The sequence below is a fragment of the Paraburkholderia sp. A1RI_3L genome (assembly GCF_048957895.1).
In the GTDB taxonomy this organism is placed as follows: domain Bacteria; phylum Pseudomonadota; class Gammaproteobacteria; order Burkholderiales; family Burkholderiaceae; genus Paraburkholderia; species Paraburkholderia kururiensis.
The window spans coordinates 226003-244225 of record NZ_JARCHA010000009.1 but is presented as its reverse complement, the minus strand read 5'-3'; the positions used below and the strand labels follow the sequence as shown (position 1 = coordinate 244225).

The window sequence follows — 18223 nt, the reverse complement described above, 5'->3', positions numbered from 1 at the left end:
GCACCAGTTCGAAACCGCGTGCGACGCAGTGGTGAAGCAGAGGCTGTGACAACACGGAACGTGTGGCCGCGAGCCGACGAACACACGGTATCGAACGCAAGGTTCGCACCAGCTTCGCGAACGGCTATTGCAGTGACGGGCTTGAAAGGAAGAGCGGGTACGTGGGCACTTTACGAAACGAAACGTAGATGACGTTTCGCTTCCTCGCGGCTTGCTTGCTGCTTGCCGCATGCTTGCTGCTACTGATCGCGTGAATTCAGCAGATGCGCGGCAACTGCTCGCCGCTCAGCATGTCGAGTTCGCGTGCGCCGCCCAGGGCGTTGAGTCGCACGGCAGGCCGGTTGTTGTGCACGGCCTCCACGCGTCCTATCACTGTCGCGCGCGGATCGAAGCGACGCAGCACGTCCACCGTGCGGCTCGCTTCATCGGCAGGTACGAACGCAACGAAGCGCCCCTCGTTGGCTACGTAGAGCGGATCGAGCCCGAGCAGTTCGCATGCGCCGCGCACGGGGTCCAGCACGGGAATGGCGGCTTCGGCGAGATCGATCGCAACGTTCGCGGCCTCCGCAATTTCGATGAGCCCCGTTGCGAGACCGCCGCGCGTGAGGTCGCGCAGGCAGTGCAGTTCGACACCCGCGTCGATGAGTGCGAGCACGGTGGCCGCAAGCGGCGCGCAATCGCTCGCGAGTTCCGTTTCGAAGCCCAACCCCTCGCGCACCGCGAGAATCGCAATGCCGTGGCGGCCAATATCGCCGCTCAGAATCACGGCATCGCCTGCGCGAACGCGTTGCGGCACCACAGGAGCAGGCGCGCGAATCAGGCCGACGCCCGATGTGTTGACGTACAGCCCGTCGCCCTTGCCGCGCTCCACCACTTTCGTGTCGCCGGTCACGATGCGCACGTTCGCGGCAAGCGCCGCCGCGCGCATCGATTCGACCACCCGTTGCAGCGTAGCGAGCGCGAATCCTTCTTCGATCACGAGCCCCACGCTCAAATAACGCGGCTCGGCGCCGCACATTGCGAGGTCGTTCACGGTGCCGTTGACGGCGAGCGATCCGATGTCTCCGCCCGGAAAGAACAGCGGGCGCACGACGTAGGAATCCGTGGTGAAGGCAAGCCGTGCGCCGCCGGCGTCGAATGTCGCGCCGTCGTGCGTGAAGTCTTCGTCGCACGTCGCGAATGCGGGACGAAAGAGCCTCTCGATCAGTTCACGGGTAAGACGCCCTCCGCCGCCGTGCGCGAGTTCCACGACGTCTTTGCTGCTTGCAGGCATCGGGCAGGACGCCGAAAGAAAGGACGATTCGCTCATAGGGTGTCGGTCACCTTGTGCATTTCATGTCCGGTCGCAGGCAGGCTATCGCCCCCGCGCCGATAGCGGTAGTACGCGGCACATACACCCTCGGACGACACCATCGTCGCCCCCAGTGGATGCTCCGGCGTGCAGCGGGTGCCGAATGCGGGGCAATCGCAGGGCTTGCGCCGGCCGCGCAGCAAATCGCCTGCGATGCATTCGCCTGCGTGTTCGTCGGGCACGGCGAGGTCCGCAAAGCGCGTCAGTGCGTCGTAGCGCCGATAGCGCGGCGCAAGCCCAAGGCCGCTTGCGGGAATCTCGCCCAGGCCGCGCCAGCGCTGCGCCTGCACGCTGAAGACCTGCGCCACGGCGGCGCGCGCCGCCGTGTTGCCCTCGCGTCGCACCGCGCGGCTGTAGGCGTTCTCCACCTTCGCCTCGCCTGCTTCGAGTTGCCGGATGCAGAGGTAGAGCCCTTGCAGCAGATCGACAGGCTCGAAGCCCGTCACCACGATGGGAATGTGATGCCGCTGCGCGAGCGGCTCGTAATCGGCGTAACCCATCACCGTGCACACGTGGCCGGCTGCGAGAAAACCGTTCACGCCGTTGTCCGGCTCCGTGAGTATTGCTTCGATGGCGGGCGGCACAAGCACGTGCGAGACGAGCAGACAGAAGTTCGCCAGTTGCTCGCGTTCGGCCTGAAGCACGGCCATCGCCGTGGCTGGCGCGGTGGTCTCGAAGCCGATAGCAAAGAACACCACCACACGTTCAGGATGACTACGCGCCAGCGCCACGGCGTCGAGCGGCGAATAGACGATGCGCACGTCCGCGCCATGCGCCCTCGCTGTCAGCAGGCTGCCGCTTTCACCCGGTACGCGCAGCATGTCGCCGAACGAGCAGAAGATCACTTCGGGCCGGCTGGCTAATTCGACGGCAGTGTCGATCATGCCCGCAGGCGTGACGCACACGGGACAACCTGGGCCGTGCAGCAGCGTGATGCCTGGCGGCAGCATGCGATCGATACTGTGCCGCACGATGGAATGCGTCTGCCCGCCGCAGATTTCCATGATGGTCCAGTGGCGCGTGGCGAGCTTCGCAATGGCATCCGCATAGTGATGCGCCGCCGAGGGATCGCGCCATTCGTCGACGTGCTTCATGCCTCGCGCTCCCCTGCATCGAGGTCGGCAAGCGATTCGAGCGAGGCCAGCGTCTTCAGCGCCTCGGCCTCGTCGATCACTGCAATCGCGAAACCCGCGTGCACGAGCACATAGTGGCCAGGCATCGCCTCGGGCACGTAGGCCAAGTTCACCACTTTCACGATGCCGCCGAAATCGACGCGGCCCTGGCGCGTCAGCGGGTCGTCGCCATCGGCGGTGAGAATCTGGCCTGGAACGGCGAGACACATCAGCGTTTCTCCTCGTGCTTTGCATCGAGCGCATTCAGTGCCGCCGCCACGAACAATGCCTGGCCTACCGCGAGCCCGCCATCATTCGGCGGCACGCGGCCATGCGTGGACCCTTCGAAGCCGGCATTTCGCAAACGTGCCAGCGCGTGCGAGGCAAGGCGTTCGTTCTGAAAACAGCCACCGGTAAGCAAAACATGGCGTGTACCAACGAGCGAGACGGCCGCCCGTGCCACGACATCCGCAATGAGTTGCGCAAGGGCATCGTGGAAGGCTGCGGCGAGCGTAGCGGCATCGATGTTCGCTTCACGCGCTTCGACGAGCGAGGTCAATGTTGGCGCCCAGTCAGCCACGAGCGTGCCGCCATTCGCGGTGGTTCGCAGCACCGCGGGCGCAAGCACGAAGGCGTGCGACGACCGGCTCGCCGCCGCTTCCAGCGCAAGCGCGGCTTCGCCTTCGAAGCTGCTGCGCCGGCCTAGGCCAAGCATGGACGACACCGCATCGAACAGCCTGCCGGCACTCGACGTAAGCGGCGCCTGCACGCCGCGCGCGAGCATGACACTGAACACGCGCCGAGCCTCGGGCGTCGCGTCTGCAACCGGTGGCAACGAGCGCTTCGACCACATCGCCTCTCCGAACACGGCGTGCAACGCGCCAAGTGCGGCACGATCCGGCTCGCGCATCGCGGCTTCGCCGCCTGGCAAGCGGAACGGCAGCAAATGCGCCACGCGACGATAAACGTAACCGTTGCGGTTACGCTCTACCGCAATGAACTCTCCGCCCCACACGGTACCGTCGCCGCCGTCACCGCTGCCGTCCCAGGCGATGCCGAGCACGGGTTCCGCCGCCAGGCCGCGGTCTGCTATAGCGGCGAGCACGTGCGCAACGTGATGCGGCACGCGCCGCACCTCGCCCGCAAGCTTCGCAGCGAACTGCGTGCTGTAGTAATCGGGATGTGCGTCGCACGCAATGGCCGGTGACTGCATCGGGAACAGCTGCAGCATGTCGTCCACTCCACGCGCGAACGCTGCGCGCGCCGCGCTGCCGTCAAGGTCGCCGATATGCGGACCCAGCACGATCTGGCATTCTGCTGCCGCTGCCATTGCGCTCTTGCCATGACCGCCCAGCGCGAGCACGGGGGATACGCCGCGTTGATTCACGGCAGGCATCGCGAGCACGAGCGGTGCATAACCCCGCGCGTGCCGAAGAACGACGGGTTCGGCCGCAATGACACGCACCACCGAATCATCCACGCGATGCACGATGGGACGGTCGTGCACCAGAAACAGGTCGGCCACGCTGCGAAGCTGCTGCACAGCCTCGCGCTCGTCACAGAGAATCGGCTCGCCGCTCAGGTTGCCGCTCGTGGCAACGATGGGAAAACCGAGTTGCTGCATCAGCAAGTGATGCAGCGGCGTGTACGGCAACATGATGCCGAGCCAGGGAAGCGAAGGCGCTACGGAAGGCGCGAGGCCCGCCCTTTCTTCGAGAGCCCGCAGCAGCACGATGGGCGCGGCCGCCGAGCGCAGCAACGCCGCTTCCGCTGCGCCGATATACGCGAGCGCCGCCGCTGCGTCGAAGCCCGGCACCATGATGGCGAACGGCTTCGACGGCCGCCCCTTGCGTTCGCGCAGCAAGCGCACTGCTGTGTCGTTGCGCGCATCCACGAGCAACTGGAAACCGCCCAGACCCTTCATCGCCACGATGGCGCCTGCGCGCAGCGCCTCGGCGGCGCGAGTCAGCGCGTCGTCATTCGTGCAGGTTGGCTGCCCGCTTGCATCGAGCAACGAGAGCCGAGGGCCGCACTGCGCACACGCATTGGTCTGCGCATGAAAGCGCCGCGATAGAGGGTCGTCGTATTCGGCCTGACACGCGGCGCACATCGTGAAGCGCCGCATGGCGGTGCGTTCGCGATCGTACGGCGCGCGCTCGATCAGGCTGAAACGCGGGCCACAATGCACGCACGTCGTGAACGGATAGCGGTAGCGGCGGTTGGCGGGGTCGCTTATCTCCTCGAGACATGCGGCACACGTCGCGAGATCGGGCAGCACGGCGGCGAACTGCGTGCGTTCGTGCGTGCTGGCAGCAATCGAGAATGCCTCGGCGCCGCAAGGCGCGATGCGTTCGATCCGGCGTTCGCGCACCTGTGCCGGGGGCTGCAATTCCGTATCAAACCGCGCAAGGAACCGTTCCAGCGCGAGCGCATCGCCCTCCACTTCGATCACTGCGCCGTCGCCCGTATTGCGCACGAATCCGCGCAGGCCTTCGCTCACCGCGAGCCGATGCACGAACGGACGAAAGCCCACGCCCTGCACGGCGCCTGTCGCGGTGATGCGCAAGCGCATCGCTGCGTTGGCTTCGTTTGCGCAAGCGAACGCGCGCAGCGGGCCGTTCACGGAGCCTCGCTCCGCTCGTCGGGCACGTTCAGCGCCACGCTTTGCAGCACCACGTGCAATGCGTTCGGGTCCGCGGCATCGTGCGAGGTCACGATGTTCAGCGTCGCCTGTTCGGCCAGCGTGCCGCGCACCTCTTCGTCGAAATGCTCGCGAAAATGCTCGGGCGAAAACTGGCTCAGCGCACCGAGCCATACGTGTACTTCGCTCACGCTCTCGGCGTCTGCTTCGAGTGCGGCGGCCACCACGCGGCGCACGAGGTCGCGCACGATTCCCGTCTCATGCATCGAATGCCTCCCTGGGCGGGCGATTCGCGCTACGCAATCGCTCCACCTCGGCTATCACCTGGCTCGCCGCTTCGGGAACGGCCGCCGCCACCGCGGGCGTAACGGGCGCACCCACGTCGAAACACGCGCCTTCAATGGCGAACACCACGATGTCTTTCGGCGCGACGCCCAGCGCTTCGGCCAGTGCGATGGCGTCCGCCAATCCGAACGCATGGCTCGACGCGAACGGCATTTCGCGCGGCAGCGCCTGCGCGGCCAGATCGAGCCGCCGGATGCGACCGGGCTCGCCCATTGGCGCGGCAGCGTCGATGCAGATCAACGCGTCGATGCCGCCCATGTCGTCGCCCAGATTCATCATGTCGCCGCCGCGCGTGAGCAGCGAGACGTCGGCGGGCAAACGCCCCGCCAGTGCCGCGGCGACGAGTGCGCCAACACCGTCGTCGCCGCGATCGGCGTTGCCGATACCGATCACACGCACGGTGCGCGCGGGCGCATGTATTTCTGCCGCGTTCGTCATGACCGCTCCACCGATAACTTGAGAAAGTGCGCCGAGCACGAAATACAGGGGTCGTAGTTGCGGATGCTGCGTTCGCAGTGGTCGCGTATCACGTCGTCCGAGGCGTCGATCACGGACTGCGCCACGGCCGCGAGATCCGCTTCGATGCTCGGCTGGTTCTGCGACGTGGGCGGCACGATGCGGGCATCCAGGACGGTGCCCTCGGCGTCGAACGTGTAGCGGTGCCAGCAGATGCCGCGCGGCGCCTCGGTGCAGCCGAAGCCCGTGCCTGCGCGCGGCTCGGCGGGCACGGCGGAAAGCGGCGGCGGTTCGTACGCTGAGATCAGGCGCAACGCTTCTTCGCACGCGTAGACCAGTTCGACGGCTCGCACCACGATGCTTTTGAACGGATTGCGGCATACCGATTCAAGCCCGGCCTGGGCGGCAAGCTCGCGTACCGCGGGCGGCAGGCGGTCGAAATTCAGTGCGTAACGGGCGAGCGGCCCCACCAGATAGGCGCCGCGCTCCTTCACGAATGCGTGCAGCGCGGTGGAGTGCGAAACGTGGCGCTCTTCGAACGCGCTCTCGAATGCATCGATGCCGATGTCGATACCCTTGCTCGATACGATTCGCCCTTCGTTGAAGGGGTATTCGTCGCGGTGACGCAGTGCGACGAATTCGTAGTCGCACTCGTAGTCCGGAAAGGCAAACGTCGCGACCCAGCGGGCAAGATCGACTGCACTGTCGCGCGCGCGTTTCAGGCTTTCGGCCACGGGCGCCAGTTCGGCCTTGCGAGGCACGCGATGAAAGCCGCCCACCTTGACGTTGACCGGATGAATCTCGCGGCCGCCCAGCACGCGCATCAACTCGTTGCCGGCCTTCTTCAACGCGAGGCCTTTGCGCACCACGTCGCCGTGCTCGCGCGCCATCGCGATGGCATCGGGAAAGCCGAGGAAGTCCGGTGCGTGCAGCATGACCACGTGCAACGCGTGACTTTCGATCCATTCGCCGCAGTAGAGCAGCCGGCGCAACGCACGCAGTTGCCCTTCTACACGAACGCCGAATGCGTTCTCGATGGCGTGGACCGCGCTCATTTGATACGCCACGGGACAGATGCCGCAAATGCGCGCCACGATGTCCGGCGTCTCGGCATAGCCGCGCCCGCGCAGCATCGCCTCGAAGAAGCGCGGCGGCTCGAATATGTTGAGCCGCGCCTCGCTCACCTTGCCGTTGCGGATGCGCAAATCGAGCGCGCCCTCCCCTTCCACGCGAGCCAGGTAATCCACGCGGATCGTCTTAGTCGCCATGACGCTCGCTCTCCTCGCGGAACGGTTCGGCTGCGGCATTGAACGTGCGCAGCGCACGCTGGATATCGCGCGGCCTTGCGCCCAGCGCCCGCCACTCGCGCGAAAGCGCCGGCATGTTGGGCGTTTCCATCGGACCGTAGCAGCCGTAACAGCCGCGCCGATACGAAGGACAGATCGCGCCGCACCCCGCATGTGTAACGGGCCCGAGACACGGCGTGCCCTGCACCATCACGCAGACGTTGCCGCGCTGCTTGCATTCGATGCACACGCTGTGCGCCGCGATGGCGGGCTTGCGTCCCGCCAGATACGCGCTGATCACTTCGAGCAACTGCACCTTGTTGATGGGGCAGCCGTGCAGTTCGTAATCCACGCGCACGTGCGCCGAGATGGGCGTGGAAGTGGCAAGCGTGCTGATGTAGCTGGGCCGCGCGTAGACAGCGGCAATGAAGGCATCGATGTCCGCGAAGTTGCGCAGGGCCTGAATGCCGCCCGCCGTCGCACACGCGCCAATCGTGACCAGGTATTTCGACTGTTTGCGCACGTCCTGAATGCGCTTCGCGTCATGTTCGGTGGTGATGGACCCTTCCACGAGCGAGAGATCGTAGGGTCCACGCACAACGGCGCTGGAGGCTTCGCTGAAGTTCGCTATTTCCACGGCGTCGGCAAGCGCCAGCAGTTCGTCCTCGCAATCGAGCAGCGACAGCTGGCAACCATCGCACGAGGCGAACTTCCACACCGCGAGGCGAGGACGTTTGTTCGTTGCGCTGCGCGGCGGGTTGGCGTCGGCGTTCATCTCATACCTCCCGCACGGCGAGATAGCGCGCAATCGTGTCGTAGCGCATGACGGGACCGTCCTTGCAGACGAACGTGGGGCCGAACTGGCAGTGGCCGCACAGGCCGACCGCGCATTTCATGTTGCGCTCCATCGAAAGATAGATGCCCGTGTCCGGCACGCCGCGCTCGCGCAGCGCGTTCGCGGTGAAGCGCATCATCACCTCGGGGCCGCATACCAGCGCCGTGGTGTCGCGCGGATCGAACGCGGCGCGCGCGATGAGCGCCGGCATCACGCCGACGTGGCCGAACCACTGCGCATCCGCGTGATCGACGATCACTTCCACGCTGATGTCGAAGCGCTGCCGCCACCGCTCCAGTTCGCGGCGATACAGCATGCCCGCGGGATTGCGGCAGCCGAACAGAATCGTGACGCGCCCATAGCGGCTGCGATTCGCGAGGATGTCGTAGATGGCGGGACGCAGCGGTGCAAGCCCCAGGCCGCCCGCGGCAATGACCACGTCTGTTCCCGCGGCTGCCTGCATCGGCCAGCCCGCACCGAAAGGGCCCCGCACACCGAGCGTCGCGCCGGCTGCGAGTTGCGCGAGCGTATGGCTCACGGCGCCCACGTCGCGAATGGTGTGCACGAACGCGCCTTGTGCCGCCGGGTCGCCGCTCATGCTGATGGCCGCTTCTCCCACGCCGAATGCGTAGAGCATGTTGAACTGGCCTGGCGCGAACGCGGGCCGCGCGCCCGCGAGCGGCTCGAGTTCGAGCGTCACGACGTCAGGCAGTTCTTTGTGCCGCGCGGACACGCGATACGCCTGCGGCACGAATGGATCGAATGCATCGCACGTACTGGGCGCAAGCGTGGCGGGCGTCAGGCGAGCGTCATCGTTTTCCATAGACGTCGAGAATCTGCAGGCGGGTGGCGTGAAGCCGTTTCGTGAGAATCGGCAGGAAGCGCTTCATCATCTCGTAGCCGAGGTCGTGATCGGCCTCGCACTTGCCGCGCAGACAGGCGGCGTTGATGCCCACCGCGCGCGTGAGCGCCATGGCGCGTGCGTCGAACATCCAGCGGTACGGCGGCACGAGCCACGAGGCGCCGATAATCTCGCCGTCGCCCAGCGTCTCGAACACCACCGGAGCCTGCCCCGGCGCCGATATTTCGAGCGCGGCGCGGCCGTGGCGAATCAGATAGAACTCGTCGGCGCTATCGCCTTCGTGAAAGAGGTAGTCGCCCGTGTCGAAGCGGCAATTGCGCGCGCAGCCCGCCACCAGTTGCAGATGCGCGGGCGCAAAGCCGGCGAAAAACGCATGCTCGCCGAGAATCTGCTCAAGGCCTTCCATTGCCGTCTCCATTGGCCTGGCCTGCGGTGCTCGTGGCGCCCGGTGTGGCCTGAATGGCCGCCACTTCCTCCGTGATGTCGATGCCCACCGGGCACCACGTAATGCAGCGCCCGCAGCCGACACAGCCGGAGGTGCCGAACTGGTCGATCCAGCCCGCCAGCTTGTGCGTGAGCCACTGGCGGTAGCGCGCCTCGCCGGACTGCCGCACGCTGCCGCCATGCAGCCACGAAAAATCCAGCGTGAAGCACGAATCCCATTTGCGTACGCGCTCGGCTGTGGTGCCCGCCAGGTCGGTGTGGTCCTCCACCGTCGTGCAGAAACACGTGGGGCACACCATCGTGCAGTTGCCGCAACTGAGGCACCGGTCGCCCACTTCGGCCCAGCGCGGATGACGCAGGTTCTCTTGCAGAAGCGGCTTGAGATTGTCCGTCCGCATGGTGCGGCCCATTTGCCGCGCCGTGCGCGCGACCACGGCATGGGCCGCGTCGAGTTCCGCAGACGTTGCCTCGCGGTGCGGAAGTTGCGCAAGCAGTTCGGCGCCTGCCGCACTGCCGGTCTCGACGACGAAGCGACCGCTCGTGCCGTCCACGGCGGCAGGCAGTTCGGTGAGCGCGAGGTCGAAGCCCTCGGTGGCCTTCGGTCCGGTTTGCATCGACGCGCAAAAGCACGTCCCGCCCGCCTGCGAACAGTTCACGGCCACGATGAAGGCATCGCGCCGCCGCAACGCGTAGCCGCGATCCACCCATGAGCCTTCCAGGAAGACGCGGTCCTGTATCGCGATGGCATGCAGTTCGCAGGCGCGCACGCCGATGAAGGCGAATTTCTGCGGCGCGCGTCCGTTAGACCCGTCGGCCCCTTCGAACACACTGGCCTCGCCCGGCTCGACAAACGCGAGACCCGTGCTGTCTTTGCGCACGGTGAAGAGCCGCTCGACAGGCGGATGCAGAAACTGTTTCCATGAATGCGGACCCACCGCGAAGCCGAAGAGCGCCTGGTCGGTGCGGCGCTCCAGCTCGTAGCGCCCGGGTGCCTGGTAGTCGGTCCAGCCTGCGGGCAGGTCGTCGGCGCTGGCAATGTCGTCGTAGACGATGGCGTCGTCGCGCACGGTGGGTCCGATTACGCGATACGCGCGTGCGGCGAGGGCCTGGATAAGCGCCGTCAGGCCCTTCGCGTCGAGCATAGCAGGCGGGCGATGTGCGAACGATGACGAGGTCATGCGGAAGCACCTGTGAAGGGAGTGGACGTGCGCCTTCGAAAGAGTACGGCCCCCGTTGAAAGGAGCCGGCTCGGTTCAGTATAGGCGGCGCGCCTGGGTCCTGTGGACCAACATGATGCTTCGCGTTCGGGCCGCGCAAGCTGTGTCGCCAGGGCAGCCCGTTAGCCCTGGCGGCCCCGGCAAGCAGGCACTTTCATGTAGCGGCTTTCATGCAGCCGCTTTCATGCAGCCTCTGCATGCTCCAGTTCCGCGTGTTCGGCCTCCGGGGTTTGACGCTGCGGCTCACGCGAACCGTCCAGCAGCGCATCGATCTCCTCGCCTGTGAGCGTTTCGCGCGCCAGCAGCGCCTCAGCAATCCGTTCCAGCACCGCGCGCTCGGCCACGAGAATGCGCCGTGCTTCGGCTTCGGCCTCGCCCGTGATGCGCCGCACCTCGCTGTCGATGGTCGCCGCCATGGCCGCCGACATCGCGACCGGCATGCCATGCGGGTCCACGCCGCTTTCGCAGCAGACCACGCCCACGGTGTCGCTGAAACCGAATTCCGTCACCATGCGGCGCGCAAGCTGCGTGGCCTGGCGGATGTCGTCGCTTGCGCCGGTCGTGACTTCCTCGCGGCCATACACGAGTTCTTCGGCCACGCGCCCGCCGAACATCATCGCGAGGCGCCCTTCCAGCTGGCGCTTCGAGAACGAATGCTGGTCGCGCTCGGGCAACGAAAGCGTGACGCCGAACGCGCGGCCGCGCGGCACGATGGTGACCTTGTGCAGCGGGTCCTGATACGGCGAGCGCAGCGCGACGAGCGCATGCCCGGCTTCGTGATACGCGGTCATTTCGCGTTCGCGCGCCGTGACGGCGAGCGAGCGGCGTTCAGGACCGAGCAGCACCTTGTCGCGCGCTTCGTCGAAATCGGCCATGGAAACGCGCGCGTGACCGCGGCGCACCGCAATGAGCGCAGCTTCGTTCACGAGGTTCGCGAGGTCTGCGCCCGCGAAGCCCGGCGTGCCGCGCGCGATGACGGCCGAATCCACGTCCGTTGCAACGGGCACCGGTCGCATGTGCACTTCGAGAATCTTCTGGCGTCCCGCCGTGTCCGGCGCCGGCACCATCACCTGACGGTCGAAACGGCCCGGGCGCAGCAGCGCTGCATCGAGCACGTCGGGCCGGTTCGTCGCCGCGAGCACGATCACGCTTTCGCTGCCGGAAAAGCCGTCCATTTCCACGAGCAACTGGTTGACGGTCTGCTCGCGCTCGTCGTTGCCGCCCGCGCCGCTGCTGCGGTGCCGGCCCACGGCGTCGATCTCGTCGATGAACACGATGCACGGCGCATGCTGGCGTGCCTCGCGAAAGAGGTCGCGCACGCGCGCGGCGCCCACGCCCACGAACATCTCCACGAATTCGGCGCCGGAGATGGAAAAGAACGGCACGCCCGCTTCGCCCGCCACGGCGCGCGCCAGCAGTGTCTTGCCGGTGCCGGGCGGCCCGATCAGCAGCACGCCCTTCGGCACGCGGCCGCCCAGGCGCAGGAACGCGGAGGGCTCGCGCAGATAGCGCACGATCTCGTCCAGCTCGACCGCCGCTTCTTCTATGCCGGCAACGTCTGCGAACGTGGTGCGGTGCGCATCCGGCGAAATCAGGCGGGCGCGCGAACGACCGAAGCTCGCGGCCTTGTTGCTGCCGCTGCCCTGGGTTCCTTGCCGCGAGGTAAAGAGGATCGCGCCCACCATCAGCACGCCGATCAACAGCGTCTGGAAGAGCGGACTGTCGAGAAACCCCATGCCGTTGTTCGCCGCTGCCTCGATGCGGACCTGATGACTCAACAGGCGGTCGATCAGCGCGGGATCGGCCGGCGCGACGGTGCGAAACGAGCCGCCGTTGCCGAGCTTGCCGCTCAGCGTCGATCCTTCGATACGCACGCTGCGAATACCGCCCTTCTCCACCAGCACGACGAATTCGGAGTACGCGAGCGTGCGGACCTTCGCGGAATCGCCGGTTGCGCCAACGGCGGGTTCGTCCGCGCCGTTCTGGTAAGCCGTCGTCAGGTCGGCCAGGCTAGCCGCGCTGGCCCCGCTCACGGGAATGGGCTGCGCAAGGACGGGCGCCCCGTACGCCCATGCCGCGAACGCCGCCGCGGCCAATCCTGCCCGTAATGTGTGATTGCGCATGGCTACCGCCTCCTCGTGATGCGAGCGATGCGGTCTGCGGGACGGCAGCACGCCGCGCCCATCGTTTTCGCATCTGAACAGACTCAAGCCTCGCGCGAGCGTGTTCCGTCCCCGTTGACGTGGATCAAGCAGGCCCAGCACGCTGTGGACGCCGTGCAACATGGCGGCCCGCCGCCCTTTGCCTCACAATCACGGGCGTGCCGCCGCAGCCGGCTTTCGTCGGGCTGTCGGCGTGCGGCATTACTGTCCAGCGGTTCCCTTCCCGTTCTCGTCGTGCTGTGCATCATGTCTCTTGATTTCGTGCGTTCCCCGCTGTCCCGCTGCATGGCCCGACGTTCGATGGCGCGCTTGCCCGCCGCCGCTTTCGCCTTCTGGCTCGCGCTCACGCTTGCCGGTTGCGCGGCGCCGCCTGCCCGGCCAGCCGTTGAAGCCGCGCCGGCGCATGACGTGGTCGGCCTCTTCCCGATGGACGCGTACGACCAGAACGTGGACCACTGGATCGACCCGCACGACGCGGCTTACGACCGTCCCTTTCTCTCCGCCGCGCAGCAACGTGCGCATGAAGAGGCGCTTTACGCGCGCTATTTCGGCACAGGCTCGGGTGCCAGCTCAGGTGCCAACTCAGGCAACAGCACGGGCAGCGGTGCCGCCAACGCCACTGCGCCCTCGCCCTGGAACCCTGCGTATATCGAACAGGTCGTCTATCGCGACGGCGGCGACGCCATTGCCGCATTGCAGCGCCGGCGCCTCAGCTGGTTCGACAACCGCGAGCGCACGGGCCGCCATATCGGCTACGGCCAGAACTTCCGGCCGCATACGGGTGCCTGGATCGATGCCATTGCGAAGAACATGAACGTGGCGCAGTTCGAGGGCGCGCCGCATTACGCCGGCTCGCAACGCGCGATCGCGACGGGCAATCTGCTGGTGCGCGAACTGCCTACCATGGACCCGTCGTTCTACGACTGGCACATCGCGGGCGAAGGCTATCCCTTCGACAACCTGCAAATCTCGGCGGTGCGTCCGGGCACACCGCTCTATGTGCTCGGCAGCAGCACCGACGGCGCGTGGCGTTACGTGCAGACACCCGACCTGCAAGGCTGGGTGCAAAGCGATCACGTGGGTACGGTGGACGACGCCTTCGTGCTGGCCTGGCGCGCCGCTGCGGGCAAGATGTGGGGCGCGGTGATCGCGGCATCCGCGCCCGTGAGCGACAGCCAGGGCACGTTCCGCTTCAATGCGCCTGCGGGCAGCCTGCTGCCGTTGCAAGCCGCTGCTTCGAGTTCAGGTGCGGGTTCAGCGTCGGCCAACACGTGGAACGTGCTCGTGCCCGCACGCGACGTCGACGGCCGCGCCGTGATTCGCACGGCCACGCTCGACGCATCGCAGATCGCGCCCATGCCGCTCGCCGCGACGCCGCGCAATCTCGCGATGCTGCTCAAGAACCTGATAGGCCGCCCGTATGGCTGGGGCAATACGGGGTTCTATAACGACTGTTCTTCTGAACTCCAAAGCATCTTCGCCGCGTTCGGCGTGTGGCTGCCGCGCCATTCGTCCACGCAGATGAGCGCGGGACGCATGACGGACCTTTCCGATGCCTCGCCCACAGAACGCCTCGATTACCTCGCGCATCACGGCGTGCCGATGCGCACGCTCATCTACATCGGCGGCCATGTGATGCTGTACCTCGGCAACACCACGCGCGACGGGAAAGCGGTGCCTGTGGTGTATCAGGACGTGTGGGGCCTGCGTCCCGCCGACAACAGCCGGCGCGCGGTGATTGGCGGCTCCGTGATCCTGCCGCTGCTCGCGCGCATTCCCGAAGACCCGTCGCTCGAATCGCTGGCGGGCACGCCTACGTTTCAGATTTCTGTGATCGGTGGGCCCGATGAAGGCGGGCCGTCGCAAGGCGATGAGGACAATCCTGCGAGTTGAGCCTTCGTTGAACCTTCGTTGAACGTCGGGGATGCCAGGCGCCTCGCAAGCGCCCTATGATCGGCTCGTCTGCCGATAACCGCTTCGCCGTCAGGCGCACGAAAGCCCATCCGCCACGCGGCGCATCCGCCCCCGCTTACCAGCCCTTACCTTTCCTCCCCGCGCAATGCCTTGTGCTTGCCGACGCACACCCTGGAAGCGCGATGCGTGATGCCGGCTGGCGTCACGCTGCTTCCCCGCTGGACTCTCTCCACTGCATGCCGGGCCATGCGACACCGCCCTCTGCCGGTCCTGTGCCGACCGCGCCGCGTTATTAACCGATTAACGCTGCGTAACGCAACGGCAACCGATCACAACAACAACTTCACTATGCTGCGCCTCATTCGACGGTGAACTGCCGCCGACTACCTGTCCCCGTCCAGGAACATCTGCCATGTACCACCTGATGACAATGGAACCCGTGCACGAAGCCGGCACGGTTGCGGTGCGCTTCACGATAGAAGGCCGGTCTTCCGTATTGGGCGCCGCCGACGTGGACACGCTCATCGAAAAGCTCGTCGAACTGCGGGCCGGCATGTCGCCCGCTCATTCCATGACGCCCGTGCCCTCGCACAACTATCCGCTCGAAGTGGACCCCAGCTGGCACGTGGACCGCACGCCGCTTTTCGATGGCCCCGTGCTCATGTTGCGCCACGCCGGCATGGGCTGGACGGCGTATGCACTGCCTGCGCGGAGCCTTTGCCAGCTCGTCGACGCGCTTGAAATGCAACCCGCTCCAGCCGCATTCGCCGCCCACCCCGTGATGAATTAGTGCTGTTGCGTTGGAGCGCTGCAGGTCGTTCACGCGTGGCGATGACGAGCGATGAGCGCGTAGAAAAGTCCGCCGTGCTGCTTCTGTCCGCTGCCGCCCGCTGCCACCCGCTACCGACGCCCGGCGGACGGCCGGTGATGTGCCTTGTTGCGTCGCTGGAGTTGACCATGGTGCGAAGTGTCATTCCCGGTGTACTGACAGTGTGGCTGCTCAACACGAAAGACGCCCTGCATAGGGATGCGTTCAACCGCGAGAACGAAACCCGCTGGCACGCCGCAACCTTTCACATGCGCCATTCGATTCCCGCTGACCGCTATGCGCCGCGCCCGCACTGCGTTCCTCCCGCCTCTCAGGCGTATTCGTTCGTGCGGCAAACGGTCGGGTATCACCCGAACCTTCTGCCGCCTTCTTACCGGTCAACATGAAGTCCAGATTCTTAGCCAGGTTCATGACGCCACGCGTCGACATCGCGATTGCGGGCGCCATCGGTGCCCTCACAGCGCCCGCAGCGCATGCCACCACGCCCTTCGTCGTTCAGGACATCCGCCTTGAAGGACTGCAGCGCGCCGAGCCCGGCACGGTGTTTTCCTATCTGTCCATCAAACAGGGCGATACGTTCACCGACGACAAGGCATCCGAAGCAATTCGCGCGCTGTACGACACCGGCTTTTTCAACGACGTGAAGATCGCCACCGAAGGCAATGTCGTGATCGTGCGCGTGGTGGAACGCGCGGCCATCGGCACGATCGACTTTTCCGGGCTGCACGAGTTCGACAAGGACAACCTCACGAAAGCGCTGCGCACGGTGGGGCTTTCGCAGGGCCGCAACTACGACCGCGCGCTCGTGGACCGCGCCGAACAGGAACTGAAGCGCCAGTACCTCACGCGCGGCTTCTACGCGGCAGAGGTCACGACGACAGTCACGCCAATCGACCGCAATCGCGTCGCCATTCTCTTTGCCGTAATCGAAGGGCCGAGCGCAAAGATCCGCCAGGTGAACTTCATCGGCAACAAGGTCTTCGACGACAGCGTGTTGCGCGATCAGATGCAGGAGTCCACGCCGAACTGGTTCTCCTGGTACACGAAAGACGACCTCTATTCAAAGGAAAAGCTCACGGGCGATCTGGAAAACGTGCGCTCGTACTACCTGAACCGCGGCTATCTGGAGTTCAACATCGAATCCACGCAGGTCTCCCTTTCGCCGGACAAGAAGGACATGTACCTCACCGTCACGGTGCACGAGGGCGAGCCGTACACGGTCTCCGGCGTCAGGCTAGCGGGCAACCTGCTGGGCCGCGAAGCGGAGTTCGACAAGCTCGTCGCCATCAAACCGGGCGAGCGGTTCTCGTCGGAAAAACTGCAGGCCGCAACGAAAGCTCTCGTCGACAAGCTGGGCGAGTACGGCTACGCGTTCGCCACCGTCAACGCGGTGCCGCAGATCGACCAGGAACACCACAAGGTTGCCCTCGCACTCCAGGTGGACCCGGGGCGCCGCGTGTACGTGCGGCGCGTGAATATCGAAGGCAATACGCGCACACGCGACGAAGTGATTCGTCGCGAAATGCGGCAGTTCGAAAGCTCGTGGTTCGACTCGTCGCGCCTGACGCTTTCGAAGGACCGTCTCAATCGCCTCGGCTACTTCACCGACGTCGACGTGACGACCGTACCCGTGGAAGGATCGAGCGATCAGGTCGACGTGGACGTGAAGGTGACAGAAAAGCCCACGGGCACCATTTCGCTGGGCCTTGGTTACGGCTCGGGCGAAGGGCCCATCATTTCCGCGGGCGTGACGCAGGACAACGTGTTCGGCTCCGGCAACACGCTCTCGGTGAACGTCAACACGGCCACGTCGTACCGAACACTGACCGTCACGCAGGTCGACCCGTACTTCACCGTGGACGGCATCAAGCGCATCACAGACGTCTATTACCGCACGACGGAGCCGCTCTACTACTCGAGCAGTTCGAGCTTCCGCATCATCGCGGCCGGCGCCGATCTCAAGTTCGGCATTCCGTTCTCGGAATCGGACATGATCTACTTCGGCCTCGGCTTCGAGCAGGACCGGCTTGATACGGACTCGGCCACGCCGCAAACCTATATCGATTACGTGAAGGACTTCGGCCGCGTTTCCAACAACATCCCGCTCACGGTCGGCTGGTCGCGCGACGCGCGCGACAGCGCACTCGTACCCAGCCGCGGCTACTACGCGCAGGCCAACGCGGAGTACGGCACACCCGCCGGCACCACGCCGTACTACAAGGCCGACGTGCAGGGCCAGTACTACTACTCGTTCGCGCGCGGCTTCGTGCTGGGCCTGAATTTCCAGGGCGGCTACGGCAATGGTCTGAACGGCAAGGCGTACCCCATCTTCAAGAACTATTACGCGGGCGGCATCGGGTCGGTGCGCGGCTACGAGACCAGTTCGCTCGGCCCGCGCGATACGAGCACGGGCGACCCGATTGGCGGCTCGAAGATGATCGTGGGCAACATCGAAGTCACGTTCCCGCTGCCAGGCACAGGCTACGACCGCACGCTGCGCGTGTTCACGTTCCTGGACGGCGGCAACGTGTGGGGCTCCGAAGGCAACAGCACAGGGGCGAACGGACTGCGCTACAGCTACGGCATAGGCCTCGAATGGATCTCGCCCATCGGTCCGCTGAAACTCGACTTCGGTCTGCCCGTGGTGCGGCATGCGGGCGACCAGTATCAGAAGTTCCAGTTCCAGATTGGCACGTCGTTCTGACGCGTCAGGACCTCATTCATCCGCCACTGCCTCGCCCATTGATTTGCAATCCGCATCGTTACACC

16 protein-coding genes are annotated in these 18223 nt (G+C 65.8%); 4 read left to right on the top strand and 12 right to left on the bottom strand.

Annotated elements, in window-relative coordinates; translation table 11 throughout:
- Window positions 1-256: 256 nt before the first annotated feature.
- The 12 genes from hypE to ftsH form a co-directional block, all read right to left on the bottom strand.
- Window positions 257-1309 carry a hydrogenase expression/formation protein HypE gene (gene hypE, locus PXJ20_RS23380; RefSeq protein WP_421031701.1) on the bottom strand — a complete coding sequence of 351 codons (1053 nt, stop codon included), beginning with the start codon at window positions 1307-1309 and terminating at the stop codon, window positions 257-259.
- Window positions 1306-2445, bottom strand: a complete 1140-nt coding sequence (gene hypD / locus PXJ20_RS23375; protein WP_421031700.1) for a hydrogenase formation protein HypD — start codon at window positions 2443-2445, stop codon at window positions 1306-1308. Before hypD ends, hypE begins: the two co-directional genes overlap by 4 nt.
- Window positions 2442-2693, bottom strand: a complete 252-nt coding sequence (locus PXJ20_RS23370) for a HypC/HybG/HupF family hydrogenase formation chaperone (RefSeq protein WP_421031699.1) — start codon at window positions 2691-2693, stop codon at window positions 2442-2444. Before PXJ20_RS23370 ends, hypD begins: the two co-directional genes overlap by 4 nt.
- The gene (gene hypF, locus PXJ20_RS23365; RefSeq protein ID WP_421031698.1) at window positions 2693-5086 is read right to left on the bottom strand and encodes a carbamoyltransferase HypF; all 2394 of its coding nucleotides are present in this window, start codon (window positions 5084-5086) and stop codon (window positions 2693-2695) included. Before hypF ends, PXJ20_RS23370 begins: the two co-directional genes overlap by 1 nt.
- Window positions 5083-5370, bottom strand: coding sequence for a hydrogenase maturation nickel metallochaperone HypA (locus PXJ20_RS23360; RefSeq protein ID WP_042300827.1), 288 nt, complete (start codon window positions 5368-5370; stop codon window positions 5083-5085). The genes hypF and PXJ20_RS23360 overlap by 4 nt, the downstream gene beginning before the upstream one ends.
- Window positions 5363-5887: a hydrogenase maturation protease gene (locus PXJ20_RS23355; RefSeq protein ID WP_421031697.1), complete on the bottom strand. Its 525-nt coding sequence runs from the start codon at window positions 5885-5887 to the stop codon at window positions 5363-5365. Before PXJ20_RS23355 ends, PXJ20_RS23360 begins: the two co-directional genes overlap by 8 nt.
- Window positions 5884-7173, bottom strand: coding sequence for a Ni/Fe hydrogenase subunit alpha (locus PXJ20_RS23350; protein ID WP_421031696.1), 1290 nt, complete (start codon window positions 7171-7173; stop codon window positions 5884-5886). The genes PXJ20_RS23355 and PXJ20_RS23350 overlap by 4 nt, the downstream gene beginning before the upstream one ends.
- The gene (locus tag PXJ20_RS23345; protein ID WP_421031695.1) at window positions 7163-7966 is read right to left on the bottom strand and encodes an oxidoreductase; all 804 of its coding nucleotides are present in this window, start codon (window positions 7964-7966) and stop codon (window positions 7163-7165) included. The genes PXJ20_RS23350 and PXJ20_RS23345 overlap by 11 nt, the downstream gene beginning before the upstream one ends.
- A gap of 1 nt (window position 7967) precedes the next feature.
- Window positions 7968-8849: an FAD/NAD(P)-binding protein gene (locus tag PXJ20_RS23340; protein ID WP_421031694.1), complete on the bottom strand. Its 882-nt coding sequence runs from the start codon at window positions 8847-8849 to the stop codon at window positions 7968-7970.
- Entirely contained in the window at window positions 8836-9294 is a 459-nt protein-coding gene (locus tag PXJ20_RS23335) for a cyclic nucleotide-binding domain-containing protein (protein ID WP_017774730.1), read from the bottom strand. Before PXJ20_RS23335 ends, PXJ20_RS23340 begins: the two co-directional genes overlap by 14 nt.
- Window positions 9281-10510: a 4Fe-4S dicluster domain-containing protein gene (locus PXJ20_RS23330; RefSeq protein WP_421031693.1), complete on the bottom strand. Its 1230-nt coding sequence runs from the start codon at window positions 10508-10510 to the stop codon at window positions 9281-9283. The genes PXJ20_RS23335 and PXJ20_RS23330 overlap by 14 nt, the downstream gene beginning before the upstream one ends.
- A gap of 221 nt (window positions 10511-10731) precedes the next feature.
- The gene (gene ftsH / locus PXJ20_RS23325; RefSeq protein ID WP_421031692.1) at window positions 10732-12672 is read right to left on the bottom strand and encodes an ATP-dependent zinc metalloprotease FtsH; all 1941 of its coding nucleotides are present in this window, start codon (window positions 12670-12672) and stop codon (window positions 10732-10734) included.
- Window positions 12673-12996: 324 nt separating this feature from the next.
- Between ftsH and PXJ20_RS23320 the strand changes: the two genes are divergently transcribed.
- The 4 genes from PXJ20_RS23320 (at window position 12997) to bamA (ending at window position 18158) form a co-directional block, all read left to right on the top strand.
- Window positions 12997-14604: an SH3 domain-containing protein gene (locus tag PXJ20_RS23320; RefSeq protein ID WP_421031691.1), complete on the top strand. Its 1608-nt coding sequence runs from the start codon at window positions 12997-12999 to the stop codon at window positions 14602-14604.
- Window positions 14605-15037: 433 nt separating this feature from the next.
- Window positions 15038-15415, top strand: coding sequence for a hypothetical protein (locus PXJ20_RS23315; protein WP_017774726.1), 378 nt, complete (start codon window positions 15038-15040; stop codon window positions 15413-15415).
- Window positions 15416-15456: 41 nt separating this feature from the next.
- Window positions 15457-15840: a hypothetical protein gene (locus tag PXJ20_RS23310; RefSeq protein ID WP_421031690.1), complete on the top strand. Its 384-nt coding sequence runs from the start codon at window positions 15457-15459 to the stop codon at window positions 15838-15840.
- A gap of 23 nt (window positions 15841-15863) precedes the next feature.
- Complete coding sequence (bamA, locus tag PXJ20_RS23305; RefSeq protein ID WP_421031689.1) at window positions 15864-18158, top strand: outer membrane protein assembly factor BamA; 2295 nt, start codon at window positions 15864-15866, stop codon at window positions 18156-18158.
- Window positions 18159-18223 lie beyond the last annotated feature (65 nt).